Source organism: Megasphaera sp. UBA4233 (assembly GCF_002395615.1).
GTDB classification, from domain to species: Bacteria; Bacillota; Negativicutes; order Veillonellales; family Megasphaeraceae; genus Megasphaera; species Megasphaera hexanoica.
Genome location: NZ_DGXL01000029.1, coordinates 82,868 through 101,376, shown reverse-complemented (window position 1 = coordinate 101,376; position 18,509 = coordinate 82,868). Strand labels below are relative to the sequence as shown.

The following is an 18,509-nucleotide window of genomic DNA, read 5'->3' as shown; positions in this document are numbered from 1 at the left end:
TTGTTCAGTTTTCAAAGGTCATCTCGTCGTCTTTGTTTCTGTTGTCTCCCGACGACTTGTATATCTTACCAAATCCTTCGTTTGATGTCAAGTAAAAAATCTAATTTTTTTGACATTTCTTTTGATTTATCTCTGACAAGGCCATTATACAGCAAAAGAGGCCACTGTATCGTGAAAAATACAGCAGCCCCTTCCTTTAATTGATAATTAAATTTTCCTCTTTTTTCACTTATCCGTAATAGTATGCTGCCATTCCTGCAATGACAATACGGGACTGCGCCCATGAGTAATCATGCGGTGCATGCCTTCTACGCTGGCTCTGGCCGCGACAATGGTAGTCACATAGGGAATATGAGCCCGGACGGCTGCTTTACGCAGGGCCCCATCATCATCAGCTGCATCTTTACGCACAGATGGCGTATTGATTACCATCTGAACCGTACCATCGGCAATCAGGTCTTCTATATTCGGGCTGCCTTCTCCCAGCTTGTTCGCCCGTTTGACCGGGATACACGCCGCCTGCAGCAGTTCAAATGTCTTATCCGTCGCATAGATAGCAAAATCATCTTCGGCGAATTCCTGTGCAATTGCAGCGATATAGGGTTTATCAGCATCACTGACGGAAATAAGTACAGCTCCTTCCAGAGGCAGTGTTCCCCCTGCCGCTTCTTCTGCCTTATAGAACGCTTCACCTGATGTCTTTGCCAGTCCCAATACTTCACCCGTAGAACGCATTTCCGGTCCCAATACGGGGTCTACTTCCGGGAACATATCAAACGGGAATACGGATTCCTTAACTCCATAAAAGGGAATATGTCTTTCTGTTAACGAAGGAACAGGCGATTCCTTCCCTGTCAGTGGCAGCGTCATGATTTCTGCAGCCAGTTCTGGCAAGGGGATATGGCATAGCTTGGAAACCAGGGGCATCGTACGCGACCCTCCCAGATTGACTTCCAGGACATATACCTGGTCATCTTCAATGGCATATCGTATATTCATTAACCCCATAACGTGGAAAGACACTGCTATTTTTTCCGTATATTTCTGAATCTGCTTCAGTGCTTCTCCGGCAATATGACGGCTTGGAATGACACAGGCACTATCTCCGGAGTGAATCCCTGCCAGTTCAATATGCTCCATGACCGCCGGTATAAATACGTGTCTGCCATCGCTTACGGCATCGGCTTCACATTTCAGCGCCGTGTGCAGGAAACGATCAAGATATACAGGGTAGTCAGCCGTAATACCAGCCTTTTTCATCGCCGTTTCCAGAGTGGCCGGATCATGAATGATGGTCTTGGAATCACCTATATGCAGCACCACCGGATATCCTATCTGTTCTGCTACATGCAACGCATCCTCTGGCTGGACAGCTGAACCAGACTCTGGCACAGGAACAGCGATCTTGTTCATCATGTCCTGGAATTGGTGCCAGTCCCCGGCAAGATTCAGGCTGCCCGGGTCCGTTCCCAGAATATGCACGCCTTCTGCCTGCAGAGCCACTATAAGTTTTTCTGCTGCCCTTCCTCCAAACTGGCCGATGACGCCGACTGGTTTTTCATGACGGCAGATTTCCAGTACATGTTCGACTGTCAGCGGTTCAATATACACCGTATCTGCAGCATCCTCTCCAGTCGATACAGCTGCCGGGTCACAATTGACCATAATGGTTTCAAATCCTGATTTTTTCAACGCTGCCATAGCCCGGATACATCCATAATCGGATTCCCCGCTTTGGCCAATACGTTCAGGACCGCTCCCCAATACGATAATTTTAGGTTTCCCCTGCCGTACGATATGCTGATTTTCTCCATTGTATGTAGAAAAACAGCCCGTCTGCCGCATAGCGCTGTTAACGGAAACAGCCTGCCATTTTTCCGTCAGAGCAATCGACTGCCGGTGTATGCGGATTGCATCTTCCGGCACCTCCAGAATATGGCTCAGACAGGCATCGGAAAATCCATTTTTCTTGGCCTGTACCAGTACCGCATCAGAGGGAATTGCCCCCTTCAATTCTCTGAGGGCATTTTCTTCATCCGCCAATTCTTTAATCTGTGTAATGAACCAGGAATGAACCTGTGTTATTTTTTGTATTTCTTCCGGGGCAGCTCCCTTGCGAAGCGCTTCATACATCATAAAGTATCGTTCCGATGAAGGAACAGCTAACTTTCGCATCAATTCATCCGGGGTCATTGCCATGAACATTTCATCCTGGCCCAGTCCGTACCGTTTCTGTTCCAGCGAGCAGACAACTTTTTGCAATGCTTCTTTAAAGGTTCTCCCCAGTGCCACCGCTTCACCGATGGACCGCATCTGCGTTCCCAGTATGTCTTTGGCACCATCATAGGGATGGAAATCCCAGCGCGGGAATTTTACAGCTATCGGACCATGCCCCGGCTGATACTGATCCATCGTTCCCCAGTCAGCACAGGGGATTTCCCGGAGTAACAGACCGGCTGCCAGTCTGGCTGAAATGCTGGCAACGGGAACCCCCGTCACCTTTGAAGCCAGTACAGAAGAACGGGACATCCGTGGATTGAAGGAGATGACAGTTACGCGGCCATCCTGCTGATTCCAGGCAAATTTTATATCAGCACAGCCGATGATTCCCATATGTTCCACAATTAAGGTTCCCTGACGCTGAATTTCCTTTTGTACATCCTCCGGAACAGTCAGCATAGGAATCACAGAAACAGAATCCCCCGTATGAATTCCCACAGGGTCCAGATTTTCCATAAAGCACACCGGCACAACGGCATGTTCCGCATCACGGAGCACCACCAGTTCCAATTCTTTCCACCCGGTCAGCGTCTCTTCAACCAGGACCTGCCGGGCCTGGCCGGACTGCAGAGTACGGGCACAAAGCGCCCGGAGCGACAGTTCATCCTCTGCTATGCCGCTTCCGCTGCCTCCACATGTATATGCAGGGCGGAGTACGACGGGATATTCCATTTTACCTGCCGCCGCCAGGACTTCCTCGACGCTGGAGCAGACAATGCTCCGGGCAGTCTGAAGTCCCAATTCATCCATGGACTTTTTAAATGCGATGTGGTTTTCTCCGCCTTCGACAATATTCATCGGTATGCCGGCAATACGGACTCCGTATTGTGCCAGGATTCCCTTTTTATTTAATCCGGCACATACACGAATGGCAAGATGCCCGCCCATACCGGGCAATAGTGCGTCGGGCCGTTCCTTTTCAATCACCCGCGTCAGGCATTCTTCATTGAGTGGTTCAATATAAGTATGATCTGCTACAGATGGATCCGTCACAACTGCTGCCGGATTGGAATCAACGAGCACGACATCATAGCCCAGGCTGCGCAGAGCTTTACACGCCTGCGTGCATGAATAATCAAATTCAGAAGCCTGTCCAATGACAGCCGGGCCGGAGCCAATAACTACTATTTTTTGAATATCTCTTCGTTGGGCCATATTCATCTCTCCCCACAGTTATAGCACATGATTATGTCTATTTCACATTAATGGTATCATATTATATCCTGATAAGCAACGCTCAAACATGTGTCTCCGGCTATTTCTCTGCAGATTATTACCGGTCCCGGTCCGGATAAACGCATTTTTGGAAGGCAATCTTGGGACTATTGGCAAAAATGACAACACCACAATAGGTAAATCCCATTTTTTCAATGATGTGCCGCATAATTTTATTGTCTTCATCCGTATCGATACGGATATTATATACTTCCCGTTCCCGGGCAATCCGTTCTGTTTCGGCAAAGATCTGCTGCGCCAGTCCCCTGCCTTTGACAGCATTATCTACGGCAGTTCTGTGAATGACGGCATACGGCTCCTCATTCAGCCATGTTCCCTTTAAAGAGTCATAAGCCGGTTCCCCGCGGAAATCGATTCCCGTATAAGCCATAATAATACCGTCATCAGTCATGACATACCCGATTCCATCCCGTATATCTCTTTCTATATCCTCTTGTTCCGGATATCCATCCTGCCATTGATCGACACCGTTTGCCTTTAAAAAAGCCTTGGCCTGCCGGATTAGTTCCATAATGCGCATCGTATCATTTTCCTGTGCTTTCCTGAATTCCATCATACGCCTCCCTTTCCTATATCAGAAGGATTCTTATACTCATGAAATAATAGCCAGTCTGTTTCGACTGACTGCTGGACACGCTCTATCAGCCCCAATAGCAGACGCCGTTCTTCTGCCGACATGCCTCGGAAACAAACTTCCAGCTCGCGGTTTTCTTCCGCCAGGATTTCATCATATACCTGCCCGGCTTTCACCGTAGGAAACAGATTCCATGCCCGGCCGTCCCGGGAATCAGGTTTGCGCAGGACATAGCCGGCTTCCATCAGTTTGCGCACGGCTTTGGCAGTCGTCCCTTTATCGACGCGGCACATCCGTGTCAGCTCAATCTGCTTAATACCCGGATGTTCACAAATGCGCGTCAAAAAAATAAACTGCCCACGCTGCAACTGCTTATTACGAAACCTAAGCTCCATAACAGACTGGATACTACGGTATATAGCTCCTATATCCCGCAATAAAAGACTCTGTAATGTCATCATCTCATCCCTCCTGCTTAGTTGAAAGTTCAACTAAGCAAAGTATAGAAAGAATAGAGTGATTTGTCAAGTCGTATCTTCCTAAAAAGAAAGCTGGAGCAAAATGAAAAAAGGTTCATTTAACTCCAGCTTACCTCCGCATCAGTTCTACGGACAGACCGTGCTATTTTTCCATATCGATATAATGTTTAATCAGAGCCTGGGATCCTTCGTTTTCATGTCCTTTGGCTGCCAGGTCTTCAAAATCAGCCAGTACTTCTGGAACCATATCCAGCTTCAGCCCCAATGTATCCGCTTCCTGCGAAGCCAGTTTTAAGTCTTTGATGATATGTTTGATAAAAAATCCCGGCTGATAATTTCCAGCAAGAATCTTGGGGCCGAGAGCAGACAGCTGGGCACTGCCGCCGGCTCCCGTAGACAGGGAGTCAAATAATACCTGCAAATCCATGCCACGGGCCTTCCCATAGGCCAGTGCTTCGCAGACACCGCTCAGGGCACCGGCCACGAGAATCTGATTAGCCATTTTGGCATGCTGGCCATTTCCCGCCTGGCCCTGGTAATTAATATTGGTGCCTACAGCCTGGAAAATCGGCATGCAAGCTTCGTAATCTTCCTTGTCTCCGCCGACCAGCATAGACAAAATACCTTTGATAGCCCCGCTTTCACCACCTGTGACGGGGACATCCAGAACATGAAATCCTTTTTCGCTGCCGTCTTCGTGAAGCCGGACTGCCAGAGACGGGCTGGATGTCGTGCAATCGATCAAATACGCTCCTTTTTTGGCCGAATCAAAGATATTATCTTTTCCATAGTACACTTCTTCTACGTCTTTTGGAAATCCGACCATGGTAATGACCGCATCACACCCTTGCACGCATTCCTTGATAGAATGATAAAAAGCAGCCCCTTCGGCAATGACATCTTCGACTTTTTCTTTGTGCCGCGCAAAGATATGTAACGAAAAACCGGCTTTCATGAGATTCCGTACCATCGGTTTTCCCATAATACCTACACCAATAAAAGCTATTGTCTGAATCATATTCCTTGCCTCCCTATTTTTTATAGCCTGTCTGAAAATCTACGATATTTTTCATCTTGCCACCATAGAAATAGGCCTCTAAGTTTTCACAGGCAATCTGCACAATCCGGTTGTGCGTTTCTGCCAGATGATATCCGCCGGAAACGTGGGGTGTAATATAAATCCCCGGTACCTGCCACATAGGATCATCGGCCGGCAGCGGTTCCGGATCGGTCACATCCAGAGCAGCACCTGCCAGATGCCCCGCTTTCACGGCTTCCATCAGATCTTCCTGAACGACACAGTTGCCGCGGCCGATATTGAGGAACCAGGCTCCCTGTTTCATCGCCGCGAAGCGTTCCTTGTTATAAAGATGGTATGTAGCCGGCGTATCGGGCAGGCTGGTTGCCACAATATCCGCCTTAGCCAGATAGTCATCCAGTTTATCCATCGTTCCCATTTCATCTGCTTCCGGCGGGACTACCGTACTGCGGCGGCGGATTCCCGTCACATGGGCCCCTAAAGCCTTCAGGCGTTTGCCAAATTCACTGCCGATATCGCCGAACCCGATGACCAGCGCCCGGGCCCCGTATACGGATGTGACCGGTCCTTCGTCTTTCCAAAGGCTTTGCTTCTGATTATCATAATAGGCATATAATTTCTTCATCATCGCCAGCAGCTGGGCCAGCATATGTTCCGACAGTGCCAGTCCGTAGGCTCCGGTCGCATTGGTGAGGACCGCCCCTTCCGGCAGGACCCCTTTTTTTATATACGCACCAGTCCCGGCACTGTTCAGCTGCATCCAGCGCAGATTCGGTGCTTTCTTCACCAGTTCAGGATCCAGATTGCCTATGATGATTTCTGTATCAGACAATACATCTTCCGGTACCTGTGCACCTACGGCTGCCTGATTATCGGCAAAATAAACCGGGTAATCTCCGGCGGCTGCATTCAGCCACTTTTTGTGTTCTTCTGTCACCGGCATAGCTACTACTATTTTCATACAAATCCTCCTCAAAAATGCACTAATATACTTTTCCATATTAACGATTTTACTTATTTTCAGGCTGTTTACAGTGCCGCTTTATATATGCGGTACATGTCTTCTTCATCCAGAACTTTTGCCGATCCCTGATGACCGCCACACCCTCTGGCACACAGACGAGCCATTTGCTTCAGCTGATCATCTGTAGGAGTGATGCCTAATTCGTGAATAGAGATGGGCATTCCAATGGAATGATAAAACGATTCCATCTGTTCAATCCCCGCCAAAGCCACCCTGTCGTCAGGACCTTCGGACACACCCATGACCTGTCTGGCAAACCGCACAAACCGTGGCAGGCAATCGCGATAGACGTATCGTGCCCATGTACCCCAGATAGCTGCCAGGCCGGCCCCGTGGGTCACATCAAACATGCCGCTCAGTTCATGTTCCAGTTTGTGGCAGGAAAAATCGCCGCCGTCATTGCCGCATCCCGTGAGGCCGTTATGAGACAGGCTGCCGGCCCACATGATTTCTGCCCGCGCTTCATACTGTTCCGGATGTGCATGGAGAATGACGGCATATTTCATTACCGTACGGAGTAATCCTTCCGCTATGCTATCGGTAATTTCCATATTGCCACCTTGCGTAAAATATCGTTCCATCGTGTGCATCATAATATCCGTACACCCGGCCTGGGTCTGCCAGTCCGGCAGGGTCATGGTCAGCTCAGGATTCATAATGGCAAATTTTGCCCGTGCCAGGTTTGTATTGCACGACCGTTTAAGCCCTTCATCTTCTTTGGTGATGACCGAACTATTGCTCATTTCACTGCCCGCTGCGGCAATGGTCAGTACGCAGCCTACAGGCATACAGTCCTGGGGCTTGCGTTTCCCGCAGTAAAAATCCCAGACATCCCCATCATTTGCCAGCCCATAGGCGATGGCCTTTGCTGAATCAATGACGCTGCCGCCTCCCACTGCCAGGACGAAATCGACATGGGCTTTCCGGCACAGTTCAATCCCCTGATACACCAGTGATAAATGAGGATTGGGGACGACACCGCCCAGTTCGACATACGAAACACCGGCTTCATCCAGAGACTGTCTGACCCGCTGGATCAGGCCAGAACGGACGGCACTGCCTCCGCCGTAGTGTATCAGAACAGACGTACCGCCATATTCTTTCACGAGTGCCCCCGCCTGGCTTTCCGTTCCTCTGCCGAAGACAACCCGGGTGGGAGCATAAAATTCAAAATTATACATCAACATCACTCCTTGTTTCATAATCACCGGTACTCTAACCAAATTGTACCTATCCACCATCATTTCTGCAAGCGCTTTTTATGGAACTCCGTCCGATTAGAGAAACGTGAGATTCTTGAAAAAGTTGCTGATAAAAATGCCCCTATAATCCGAAATAATACGTTCCGGCTTATAGAGGCATTGCAAATATAAGGATTTACCAATCAAGTTTACCGGTAATGAGGTATACGAGAAGACCTTTTTCGGCATGGCGGCGGTTTTCGGCTTCATCCAGAATCGTTTCCAGATGCTGTTCCATCACATCTTGGGTAATTTCATAGCCCGGATGAATCGGCATATCGTGGAATACCATCGTATCCGTACCTGCCATCAGGTCTGCATCGATCTGATAGGGCATCATCATGCCGATAATCTTGTTTTTCTTTTCCGCATAGTCCGGATTGGTGAAAAATTCCATATCGACCCACGTATCAGTGTAGACGCAATCGACTTCAGCAACGACTTTTTTCAAATCTTCCTTACTGATATTGTCAGGCAGTTCTTCATAATGACCTGTAGCCTTGAGGCCTTCGTAGAACTCATCACCGACGCCCATGACCTGGCTGAACGGAGTCAGGCCATACATCTTGCCACCCAGCATGGTAACAATTTCACTGAGGGAATTATACGTATTATTCTTGGCTCCAATATACAAGACTTTGACATCAAAATGACCCGTCTTTTCATACAGCGTCAGCATATCGGCCAGCGCCTGTGTCGGGTGGAACGTATTATCACAGCCGTTGATGACCGGAACAATCGAAGCATCCATGAAACCATGGGTCGTTTCCGATTTTTTGAAACGTCCCATAATGCAGTCCACGTTACGCCCTACGTATTTAACTTCACTGGGAAGATCGCCAATAGTAAAATTACTGTCTTTCCAGAGCTGATTATACGACTTGCCACCCAGTTCTTCCATCCCGATATTGAACGATAAATATGTCCGGTTCGATGTCTTTTCAAACAGAGTATACAGCTTTTTCCCATCCAGTAAATGAGAGAAAGCCTGCTGATTCTGTTTAATTTTTTCTGCCAGAAGTAATATGCCTTTTAATTCATCCGCCGTATAATCGGCAAAACTGTTGACGTGTTTCATATATATTCACCCTCCATATGCAATCAATCCTGTATATTCTCTTGAATATGTGTATATCATAGCATATAAGCGTGTATATTTCAAGTTTTTATGCAATAAATATGCAGTAAAATTCATCTGCATATTATCTTTCCCGTTTCACTCTAAAAAAAAACCGGCAACCATGAGGTTACCGGTTAAAAGGTCTATATCCTGAAAGCGCTCGATTAGGCTTTAACTACGTTAGCAGCCTGCGGACCACGTGCACCATCTACGATATCAAAATCAACTTCCTGACCTTCTGTCAGGGATTTGAAGCCGTCTTCCTGAATAGCGGAGAAGTGTACGAAAACGTCGCCGCCATCTTCTCTTTCAATGAAGCCATAACCTTTTTCTGCGCTGAACCATTTTACTTTACCGTGCATAACAAAATCCTCCTAAAAAAAACAAATGCAGCTATTCTCTAGCTCTAATAGGTAGTGTATCATACCAAACATTCAATGTCAACCAATTTCTTATTTTCATTATGACATAAAAGCATAATGTAAATCTTTATTTACGCAGATAATGAACAAAAGAGAAGGGATAAGCATTGCGTTCATCTGCCTCATGGGCATCCCTTGCCACTTCCTGCCAGCGCGTCCGGTCCAACGGCGGAAAAAACGTATCTGCCGGCAGTTCCGCATCAATTTCCGTCAGATACAGGCTGTCAGCACGCCCCATGAATTCCGTGTATAAGGAAGCACCGCCAATGATAAAATACTCCTCACCAGTCCGGACAGCCCGTACCATATCATCCATATCGTGAAATACGGTGATGCCGGGATGAGTTTCTTCATAATCCCTCTGTCCGGTCAGCACCCAGTGTGGCCGCCCCGGCAGCAGTCCCGGAAGACTTTCAAAGGTCTTCCGTCCCATAATGATTGTATGCCCCATAGTCAGGTTCTTGAAATGCTTTAAATCGGCAGACAAGTGGCAGAGCAGCTGATTATCTTTTCCAATTCCCCGCGCCTTATCCACAGCAGCAATCATGTGCAGCATCAGACGGCCACCTCCATTGGTAATTTACCCAAATGCTGATATCCGTCAAGGGCGATATCATCAATAGTAAACTGGTAGAAATCGTGAATATCGGGATTAATACAGAGCCTGGGCGCCGGAAAAGCCTGACTGCGCCGTGACAGCTGTGTTTTCATCGCATCGATATGATTTTCATAAATATGGGCATTATTGATAACATGGGTAAACAGTCCCGGCTTCAGGCCAACCGTCTGGGCAATGAGATGGATGAGTACGGCATACTGCGTCATGTTGAACGGTACGCCCAGTCCCATATCGCCGCTGCGCTGTACCAGCATGCAATTGAGTCGTCCGTCGCTGACATCCCACAACGTCTGAAAGGCACAAGGCTGCAATGCCATGTCGGGAAGGTCATCTATATTCCACAGCGTAACAATCATCCGCCGGTTCTGCGGGTCATGACGCAGCATATCCAGCAAATGATCTACCTGCTTGTATTTACGTATCTGATACCCGTAAGCTTTCCCAATCGTTCCATCAGGGCGCATCCATTCATCCCAGACATGGCAATTCATCTTCTGCAGCTCCCGTACATCATTACTTTGCAGTTGCCAGATCCAGAGAATCTCCTTTACGGCCGTCTTAAACGCAACAAATTTCGTAGTCAGAATGGGAAATTCTTTTTCCAGGTCAAACTGAAATATCTGATGAGGAAGTTTATACGTCGGTATCCCTGTGCGGTTATTCGAGTAATATCCCTGTTTTAAAATCCGTTCTACCATATCCAGATACTGTGTATCGGCTGAACTCATGTACATCACCTCTGTGTAGTTTGAAAATCCTGAACAGCCTGGCAAAAAATGCGGCCATATTTATGCAGCTTGAACTCACCTACCCCTTTAATGCGGGACATCGCCTCTTCCGATACGGGGCGGCTGGCTGCCATTTCCCAAAGTGTGGCATCGGAAAAAATGACGAAAGGCGGAATATGTTCTTTTTTTGCCAGATCCATGCGAACTGACCGGAGTACCTCAAAGAGGGGCCGGCAGGCTTCTTCATCGATAGATTCAGATACAGATTTTTTCTTCCGCGCCGGCCGGGCCGCCGGTTCTGTTTCTGCCGCGATGGCAATTTCCTGTATAGCCCGTTTCCGGCCTTTCAATACATCCCGTCCGTCAGCAGTCAGAGAAAGGACGGGGTATTGCCCTTCGGACTGCTGCACGAATCCATCTTCCAGACTTTGCCGGATCATATCGCGGATTTCTCTGGCCGCATAATTGCTTAGCATGCCAAAGCTCGTACAGCGCTGGAAACCATAATGGCGGATTCGGGCAGTCATACTCCCCTTTAGTATATCACAGACCATCGTCATTCCAAAACGCCCTTTCACCTCGTCGATACATAGGCAAATCGGCCGGACAATCTGGGTCGTATCTTCCTGGACGACTTCCTGATCACAATTGCCACAATGTTCACAGCGGTCCCAGGATGGTTTTTCTCCAAAATACCGGAGAATATACTGGCGCAGGCAGTGACGGGTTTCGCAATATTCAATCATGGCGTTCAGCATCTGCAATTCTTTTTTCTGCTGTTCTGGTGAATGGACAGAGTTTTCGATGAGGAATTTCTGAATCATGATGTCACGCCGGTTATACAGCAGGATGCATTCTCCGGGAGCTCCGTCCCGTCCGGCCCGGCCCGCTTCCTGATAATAGCTTTCGATGTTTTTTGGCATCTGATAGTGAATGACGTACCGGACATTGCTCTTGTCGATGCCCATGCCAAAGGCATTGGTTGCTACAATGACGGAAATTTTATCATAGGTAAACTGTTCCTGTACCTTCTTGCGCGCTCCATCGGTCATACCGGCATGATACCGCCCTGCGGCAAACCCGCGTGCTTTTATTTCCTTGTACAGGCGGTCTACCTCTTTCCGCGTCGCCGCATAGATGATTCCGCTGTCCTCTTTATTCCGGGCCAGATAGGACAGGATGAAAGAAGTCCGGTCTGTATTGCGGACGACGCGGAAGTACAGATTCGGACGGTCAAACCCGCCGATAAAGACCCGTTCATCCTGAAGGCCCAGGAGGTTCATCATATCTTCTTTTACCTTCTGAGTCGCCGTCGCCGTAAAGGCCGCCACCACCGGACGGTGAGGCAGTGCTTCGATCCACGGGCGGATAGCGCAATACCCGGGCCGGAAATCATGACCCCACTGGGATACACAATGAGCTTCATCGATGACGACCATATCGATTGGCATAGACTGCATGAAGCTCGTAAAAAATTCATTCTGCAGCCGTTCAGGAGAAATGTAGACGAGCTTGACCCGGCCACTCCGTATTTCTGAAAACCGCTGTCTCGACTCTTCCAGTGTGCACTGGCTATTGATAAACACGGCCGGTATATGCTGTGCCAGCAGCGCATCTACCTGATCTTTCATCAATGAAATGAGGGGAGAAATGACCAGTGTAAGGCCGGACATCAGCAATCCCGGTATCTGGAAACAAAGTGATTTTCCGGCTCCCGTCGGCATAATGGCCAGGCAGTCACGATGCTCCATGATCGTGGCAATGACCTCCGCCTGTCCAGGGCGGAACGATGAATAGCCAAAATACTGTTTCAGGACATCTAAAGGCCGCAAAACTATCTCTCCTCTCTAAAAAAAGGGCATGCCACAGGCACGCCCTTGATCATGAATCCTTCCAGAAATTCACGGATTATTTCGATAATTCTTCTTTGAGCACCTCTCCCAGCCGTTTGATGCCTTCTACGATACGGTCTTCTGGCATGTTGGAGTAATTGAGGCGGAAGTGGTTGCCATTGCCGCCATTGGGATAGAAAATACCACCCGGTACATACGCTACATCTTTTGCCAGACATTTCGGCATCAATTCTTTGGCGTCCATACCTTCCGGCAGGGTAACCCACGTGAAGAGACCGCCCTGAGGATAGGTAAACTTGCATTCTTCCGGGAAGTACTTCTTCATCGATTCACACATGAGGTCGCGGCGTTTGGCATATAATGCGTTGATTTCTTTGATGTGGGCATCCATATCAAACATCTGGCAGTAATATGCGGCCTGGCGCTGACCAAAGGTCGAAGTGCCGAGATCGACGGCCTGTTTGAATTTGACGAATTTATCGATAATTTCCGGATTAGCAATAGTCCAGCCCAAGCGCAGGCCCGGCATGAAAATCTTGGAGAACGAGCCGAGGAATACGACTTTTCCCTGCGTATCCATGGACTTCAGGGACGGCAGTTTTTCAATGTCATAACGGATTTCACCGTAGGGATCGTCTTCGACGACCACGACATCATATTTGTTGATGACATCCATAAATGCTTTCCGGCGTTCTACTGGCCAGGTGATACCTGTCGGGTTCTGGAATTCAGGAATAACATAAATCATGCGGACGCTTTTATCTGTAGCAAGGATTTTATCCAGCTCTTCCGGGATAATGCCCTTGTCATCCGTCGGTACTTCAATATAGTTAGGTCTTACCGGGTTAAAGGCCATGATGGCACCCATATAAGACGGGCTTTCCATAGCAATCGTTTCGTCTTTATTGACGAGAATCTGCGACAGGATAAACAGGCCCTGCTGTGAACCCGTCGTAATAACGATATCTTTTGCTTCGCAGTCAACGAAGAAGGACTTCTTCATCCGTTTGGCAATTTCTTCGCGCAGTGGTACATACCCTTCTGTCGTACCATACTGAACCGCCTTGCGGCCTTCCTTTTCATAAATAGCCTGATCGACCTGCTTCATTTCTTCGATTGGGAACAATTCTGGTGCCGGCAGCCCCCCTGCAAACGAAATTACTTCCGGTTTTTCCGTAAGTTCCAGCAGTTCCGCAATATCAGAAGCTTTTAATGTGTTTGCAAAATCAGAAAATTTTGTCATGTAAATCACCCCTATGTTAATATTACTCCCCAGTGGTCAAATTATAACACTAACATAAAGAGATTGCAAATTACAAAATTCCAGTGATGGCAAAAAGTAATACGTATACAAAAACAAGGCAAGGATTTTCTCCCTGCCCTGTTCTCTGCGTTCAGTCGTTATTTCATTTTGGCAATTTCTTCTTTCAGTACATCGCCCAGACGTTTTACGCCTTCTACAATCTTGTCTTCCGGCATGCACGAATAGTTCATGCGGAAGTGATTTTCTCCTCCGCCATTCGGATAGAAAGCACCGCCCGGTACATAAGCTACTTTCTTTTCCAGTACTTTCGGCATCAGTTCTTTGGCATCCATACCTTCAGGCAGTTCAACCCAAGTGAAGAGACCGCCTTCCGGATAGGTGAATTTGCATTCTGCCGGGAAGTATTCTTTCATCTTGTCGAGCATAAGTGTGCGGCGTTTGCCATAAAGATCACAAATATCTTTGATATGGGCATCGATGTCGAACATATCGAGGAAGAAAGATACCTGACGCTGTGCAAAGGACGATGTCTGCAGGTCAGCTGCCTGTTTGTATTTAACGCATTTATCGATAATCGCCGGGTCGGCTACCATCCAGGCTACGCGCAGACCTGGCATCATAATCTTCGAGAACGAGCCGAGGAATATGATATTCCCCTTCGTATCCATCGATTTCAGGGACGGAACTTTGTCACCGTCATACCGCAGTTCGCCATACGGGTCATCTTCAATGACCGGGAAATTGTACTGGTTGATGAGTTCCATGAACGCTTTACGCCGTTCGATAGGCCATGTTACCCCTGTCGGGTTCTGGAATTCAGGAATGACATAGGCCAGGCGGATCTTATCGCCATATTGTTTCAGGATTTTTTCTAATTCTTCGGGAATGACGCCCTTGTCGTCGGTTGGAAGTTCTACGAATTTAGGTCCGCACAGTTTGAATGCGTTGAGTGCTCCCAGGTAGGTTGGACTTTCAACGAGCATGATATCGCCAGGATTGATAAAAATCTGAGGGATGAACGACAGGCCCTGCTGCGACCCGGACGTAATAAAGACTTCATCGATTCCGCAATCGACCATAAATGATTTTTTCATCCGTTCACAAATATGCTGCCGCAGTGGTACATATCCTTCCGTCGTGCCATATTGTACAGCCGCTTTCCCTTCCTTATCAATAATAGCAATATCTACTTTTTTTAATTCTTCCAGAGGGAATAATTCCGGAGCCGGAAGACCGCCGGCAAAAGAGATAATTTCTGGCTGGGCTGTCAATTTCAACAGTTCACGTATTTCCGAAGCTTTTAATCCATTTGCAAGATCTGAAAATTTGTATTCCATACTCTACCACTCCTTCGCAAAACTGAACGCAACCTTTATCTATGCTTTAATTATATCATTGTTATGACATAAATTCAATTTAACTCAGATGAGAATTAAATTAAAATCAGATTAAAAGCAGATTAAAAATGACAGGACCTGTCATTTAAAACAAGTCCTGTCATTATCATCCAGATAATTCAGCGTATCAACCTGGTCCTGCTCCATCTGACGCTGGAGCGCTTCCGTCGTCTGAAAGGGGATTTCATGGCGCAGCCGTTTATAAAAACGGACGCAAAGGCATTTGCCATATATGTCTCCCTGCCAGTTGATGATATGCGTTTCTATCCGGCGGTATTGATTGGTAAAAGTCGGATTGTCGCCAATATTGGTCATAGCCGGCCGGTACGCACCATCGACGAATACCTCGGTTACATACACGCCATCCGGTGGCATAGCCATGCGGGGTGGTATTTCCATATTGGCCGTCGGGAAGCCGATAAGCCGTCCCCGCCGGTCACCTTCCACGACCATCCCTTCGATTTCAAAAGGTCTGCCCAGCAGGTTGGCCGCCGTTTCCATGTGACCCAGCAGGACCAGTTTGCGGATGACCGTACTGCTGATGGGCGTCGCCCGGCCGGGCCGTTCCAGCAGATGCAGCACCTGTACGGGAACTCCATGGCCATCCATAAAGTCACGCAGTGTTTCCGTGTTGCCTGCCGCCCTGGCGCCGTAAGTAAAATTCGCTCCCACTACTACCGATTTGGGATGCAGATAATCCAGCAGCTGCTGGCAGAATTCATCCGGTGATTCATCGATGAGGTGACGATTCATGGGCAAAAGGACGAGACCATCCAGGCCCAGTTCTTTTATATACCGTTCCTTCTGCTTTACCGTAGCCAGGCGCGCCGGTTCCTTTTCCGGACACAGCACGGACAGCGGGTGAGCTGCAAAGGTCACGACTACAGCTTTGGCCTGCAGCCTGCGCGCCGTATCAATAGCCGTCTTCATGACCATCTGATGCCCCAGATGTACGCCATCAAAGGTTCCCAGAGCGACTACCGTTGCCGTGTAGTCTTGCGCTTCTTCAAAAGAATGAAATACTTGCATCGTCGATTACCTCACAATGAATCCGCAAACATTTTGTGCGGGCGGATGACATGATGTTCTTTATCGAAACGGGCAATCCCCGTAAGCACGCCCCGGTCCGTATAGACACGCAGGATTTCACCATGCGTCATCTGCCGTCCGGCGAAAGGAACAGGCCTGCCCTGAAGAAGATACAGGCAGTTTTCCCGGGACAGAGTTACCTTCCGTACGGCTCCCATAGAAGCATCTGCCGGCAGGACATAGCGCAGCGGGTCACAGGTCAGTTCTTCCAGCGTCGCCGCATCTTCGATAGTAAACACGCCGGCCTGTACGCGCACCAGATAAGACATACAGGCACAGGTTCCCAGATACTCGCCCAGATCCCGGACCAGAGAACGGACGTAGGTCCCCTTGGAGCAGGTCACGGCCAGCGTCCCCCGGCGTTCCTGCCAGGATAGGAGCCGTATATCATGTATCGTCACATCCCGTTCCGGCAGGGTAAAATCCTGATGGCTGCGGGCTAATTTATAAGCCTTCACGCCGTGTATACTGATAGCGGAATACCGCGATGGCGTCTGCTTGATCGGCCCCATAAAATGCTGCAGCGCCGCTGTCATGTCCACGGCGCTCACAGCAGGAACGGGCTTCCGGTCTACGACCTGTCCGGTAATATCCTCTGTGTCGGTCGCAATTCCCAGCAGAAATTCCGCATGATACGTCTTCGTATCGCTGTCTCCATATTCGATGAGCCGCGTTGCCTGTCCCAGATACACAGGCAGTACACCTGCCGCCAGCGGATCCAGTGTACCGGCATGACCGATTTTTTTCATCTGGTAGATGCGGCGCATCTGACTTACTATATCGTGACTGGACATGCCAGTCGGTTTTAACACATTGACAATTCCCTGTATCATACAGCTTTTAAAATTTCCTTTATAAGCATTTTTTTTGCTTTTTCCAGAGGCGCACCGATAGTACATCCAGCCGCACGGACATGACCGCCCCCTCCAAAAACAGACGCTATGGCGTTGACATCCGCCTGTTTGGAACGGAGACTGACCCGCGTTTCCTCATCGCTGATATACTTCACCGTAAAAGCTATATCGACGCCCTTGACTGTCCGGGCATAGTCAATATACCCGCCTGTATGTTCTCCCGTATATTTCAGGACATCCGGTGAAAATGTAATGCCCGCCACTTTGTTGTTGCCAAATAATTCAATATGTTTCAGCACTTCTGAAAGGGCGTGAAGCTTTACCAGAGACTGGGCTTCCAGATGTTCCGAAATGACATGGGGCATGGCACCGGCATCGACAAGAGAGGCTGCCATGCGCAATGTATGACCTGTCGTATTGCTGAATTTAAAGAAGCCGCTGTCAGTTGCAATAGCCATGTACAGAGCCATGGCCTCCGGCTGGTTCACCCCGTCGCCCCATGTAAGAAAAAGCTGTGTCAGGATTTCTCCCGTCGCCGCGCATTCCGGCCGGATATATTCGTACCGGGCAAAATGCGCATTGGAAATATGGTGATCAATATTCAGTACATCCCCATGGATGAGTGATTCAACGGCACCGCAGCGGTCGGCTGACGTCGCATCGAGGATAACGGTCAGCCAGGAATCATCCGTATGGACAGCAGCCGGCTTTTTAAACAGGCTGACACCGGGCAGGAAGAAAAACTTGTCGTCAATGTCATCATCGATGACGGTGACGACCTGCTTGCCCATCCGCTCCAGATAGTCCTGCATGGCCACCAGGGACCCGATGGCGTCCCCGTCGGGATTGACATGGGCCGTCAGCAGGACATGGCTGTAATGCTGCAGCAGGTGGCGGATTTCTTCTGGTGTAATATTCATGGACATCAGTCCTTCTTTTCTATATCACGCAGTATCTTATCGATTTTCATCCCATAATCGAGGGATGTGTCTTCTTTGAATTCAATCGTCGGCGAATAGCGGATTCCCAGCCTTTTCCCGACTTCGGAACGGATATATCCATTCGCGCTTTTCAGTGCTTTCAGCGTATCGGCCTTTTCGGCATCGCTGCCAAACAGGCTGACATATACGGTCGCTTCCCGCAGGTCGCCTGTAATCCGTGCATCGGTTACGGTGATAAAACCGATGCGCGGATCTTTCAGCTCCCGCAAAATAATATTGGAAACTTCCTGCTTGATGAATTCCTGTATTTTACGTACTCGTAATTCTCCCATAGTTGTCTTCCCTCACT

17 protein-coding genes are annotated in these 18,509 nt (G+C 48.6%); all 17 read right to left on the bottom strand.

The features are described from left to right. Positions 1–225: 225 nt before the first annotated feature. On the bottom strand, positions 226–3,435 hold the full coding sequence (gene carB / locus B2U90_RS10595) for a carbamoyl-phosphate synthase large subunit (RefSeq protein WP_292017743.1): 3,210 nt from the start codon (positions 3,433–3,435) through the stop codon (positions 226–228). A 118-nt stretch (positions 3,436–3,553) separates the two neighbouring features. Further along, positions 3,554–4,072, bottom strand: coding sequence for a GNAT family N-acetyltransferase (locus tag B2U90_RS10590; RefSeq protein WP_292017742.1), 519 nt, complete (start codon positions 4,070–4,072; stop codon positions 3,554–3,556). Then, on the bottom strand, positions 4,069–4,551 hold the full coding sequence (locus B2U90_RS10585) for a MarR family winged helix-turn-helix transcriptional regulator (RefSeq protein WP_059075774.1): 483 nt from the start codon (positions 4,549–4,551) through the stop codon (positions 4,069–4,071). Before B2U90_RS10585 ends, B2U90_RS10590 begins: the two co-directional genes overlap by 4 nt. 160 nt (positions 4,552–4,711) lie before the next feature. Beyond that, entirely contained in the window at positions 4,712–5,587 is an 876-nt protein-coding gene (locus B2U90_RS10580) for an NAD(P)-dependent oxidoreductase (RefSeq protein WP_201784356.1), read from the bottom strand. 13 nt (positions 5,588–5,600) lie between these two features. Beyond that, on the bottom strand, positions 5,601–6,569 hold the full coding sequence (locus tag B2U90_RS10575) for a D-2-hydroxyacid dehydrogenase (RefSeq protein ID WP_292017741.1): 969 nt from the start codon (positions 6,567–6,569) through the stop codon (positions 5,601–5,603). Between the two features lie 68 nt (positions 6,570–6,637). Continuing rightward, the gene (locus tag B2U90_RS10570; protein WP_292017740.1) at positions 6,638–7,813 is read right to left on the bottom strand and encodes an iron-containing alcohol dehydrogenase; all 1,176 of its coding nucleotides are present in this window, start codon (positions 7,811–7,813) and stop codon (positions 6,638–6,640) included. Between the two features lie 196 nt (positions 7,814–8,009). Next, positions 8,010–8,951 (bottom strand): ornithine carbamoyltransferase, encoded by a 942-nt coding sequence (locus B2U90_RS10565; RefSeq protein ID WP_059075771.1) that lies wholly within the window; start codon positions 8,949–8,951, stop codon positions 8,010–8,012. A 206-nt stretch (positions 8,952–9,157) separates the two neighbouring features. Continuing rightward, on the bottom strand, positions 9,158–9,355 hold the full coding sequence (locus tag B2U90_RS10560; protein ID WP_059075770.1) for a cold shock domain-containing protein: 198 nt from the start codon (positions 9,353–9,355) through the stop codon (positions 9,158–9,160). A 127-nt stretch (positions 9,356–9,482) separates the two neighbouring features. Next, positions 9,483–9,971 carry a dihydrofolate reductase gene (locus B2U90_RS10555; RefSeq protein ID WP_059075769.1) on the bottom strand — a complete coding sequence of 163 codons (489 nt, stop codon included), beginning with the start codon at positions 9,969–9,971 and terminating at the stop codon, positions 9,483–9,485. After that, positions 9,971–10,762, bottom strand: coding sequence for a thymidylate synthase (locus B2U90_RS10550; protein ID WP_059075768.1), 792 nt, complete (start codon positions 10,760–10,762; stop codon positions 9,971–9,973). The genes B2U90_RS10555 and B2U90_RS10550 overlap by 1 nt, the downstream gene beginning before the upstream one ends. A gap of 5 nt (positions 10,763–10,767) precedes the next feature. Then, positions 10,768–12,594, bottom strand: a complete 1,827-nt coding sequence (gene recQ / locus B2U90_RS10545; RefSeq protein WP_075582074.1) for a DNA helicase RecQ — start codon at positions 12,592–12,594, stop codon at positions 10,768–10,770. A gap of 76 nt (positions 12,595–12,670) precedes the next feature. After that, on the bottom strand, positions 12,671–13,858 hold the full coding sequence (locus tag B2U90_RS10540; RefSeq protein WP_059075766.1) for a PLP-dependent aminotransferase family protein: 1,188 nt from the start codon (positions 13,856–13,858) through the stop codon (positions 12,671–12,673). Between the two features lie 158 nt (positions 13,859–14,016). Further along, entirely contained in the window at positions 14,017–15,216 is a 1,200-nt protein-coding gene (locus tag B2U90_RS10535; protein WP_113855515.1) for a PLP-dependent aminotransferase family protein, read from the bottom strand. Positions 15,217–15,357: 141 nt separating this feature from the next. Next, the gene (locus B2U90_RS10530; RefSeq protein ID WP_113855514.1) at positions 15,358–16,305 is read right to left on the bottom strand and encodes a bifunctional riboflavin kinase/FAD synthetase; all 948 of its coding nucleotides are present in this window, start codon (positions 16,303–16,305) and stop codon (positions 15,358–15,360) included. 11 nt (positions 16,306–16,316) lie between these two features. Next, the gene (gene truB, locus B2U90_RS10525; RefSeq protein ID WP_059075763.1) at positions 16,317–17,198 is read right to left on the bottom strand and encodes a tRNA pseudouridine(55) synthase TruB; all 882 of its coding nucleotides are present in this window, start codon (positions 17,196–17,198) and stop codon (positions 16,317–16,319) included. After that, complete coding sequence (locus tag B2U90_RS10520; protein WP_059075783.1) at positions 17,195–18,139, bottom strand: DHH family phosphoesterase; 945 nt, start codon at positions 18,137–18,139, stop codon at positions 17,195–17,197. Before B2U90_RS10520 ends, truB begins: the two co-directional genes overlap by 4 nt. Before the next feature lie 5 nt (positions 18,140–18,144). After that, positions 18,145–18,492: a 30S ribosome-binding factor RbfA gene (rbfA, locus tag B2U90_RS10515; protein ID WP_059075762.1), complete on the bottom strand. Its 348-nt coding sequence runs from the start codon at positions 18,490–18,492 to the stop codon at positions 18,145–18,147. Positions 18,493–18,509: the final 17 nt, after the last annotated feature.

Coding starts and splice junctions, on each gene's coding strand:
- carB (WP_292017743.1), bottom strand. CDS start 3,435: ATGGCCCAACGAAGAGATATTCAAAAAATAGTAGTTATTGGCTCCGGC.
- B2U90_RS10590 (WP_292017742.1), bottom strand. CDS start 4,072: ATGATGGAATTCAGGAAAGCACAGGAAAATGATACGATGCGCATTATG.
- B2U90_RS10585 (WP_059075774.1), bottom strand. CDS start 4,551: ATGATGACATTACAGAGTCTTTTATTGCGGGATATAGGAGCTATATAC.
- B2U90_RS10580 (WP_201784356.1), bottom strand. CDS start 5,587: ATGATTCAGACAATAGCTTTTATTGGTGTAGGTATTATGGGAAAACCG.
- B2U90_RS10575 (WP_292017741.1), bottom strand. CDS start 6,569: ATGAAAATAGTAGTAGCTATGCCGGTGACAGAAGAACACAAAAAGTGG.
- B2U90_RS10570 (WP_292017740.1), bottom strand. CDS start 7,813: ATGTATAATTTTGAATTTTATGCTCCCACCCGGGTTGTCTTCGGCAGA.
- B2U90_RS10565 (WP_059075771.1), bottom strand. CDS start 8,951: ATGAAACACGTCAACAGTTTTGCCGATTATACGGCGGATGAATTAAAA.
- B2U90_RS10560 (WP_059075770.1), bottom strand. CDS start 9,355: ATGCACGGTAAAGTAAAATGGTTCAGCGCAGAAAAAGGTTATGGCTTC.
- B2U90_RS10555 (WP_059075769.1), bottom strand. CDS start 9,971: ATGCTGCACATGATTGCTGCTGTGGATAAGGCGCGGGGAATTGGAAAA.
- B2U90_RS10550 (WP_059075768.1), bottom strand. CDS start 10,762: ATGAGTTCAGCCGATACACAGTATCTGGATATGGTAGAACGGATTTTA.
- B2U90_RS10540 (WP_059075766.1), bottom strand. CDS start 13,858: ATGACAAAATTTTCTGATTTTGCAAACACATTAAAAGCTTCTGATATT.
- B2U90_RS10535 (WP_113855515.1), bottom strand. CDS start 15,216: ATGGAATACAAATTTTCAGATCTTGCAAATGGATTAAAAGCTTCGGAA.
- B2U90_RS10530 (WP_113855514.1), bottom strand. CDS start 16,305: ATGCAAGTATTTCATTCTTTTGAAGAAGCGCAAGACTACACGGCAACG.
- truB (WP_059075763.1), bottom strand. CDS start 17,198: ATGATACAGGGAATTGTCAATGTGTTAAAACCGACTGGCATGTCCAGT.
- B2U90_RS10520 (WP_059075783.1), bottom strand. CDS start 18,139: ATGAATATTACACCAGAAGAAATCCGCCACCTGCTGCAGCATTACAGC.
- rbfA (WP_059075762.1), bottom strand. CDS start 18,492: ATGGGAGAATTACGAGTACGTAAAATACAGGAATTCATCAAGCAGGAA.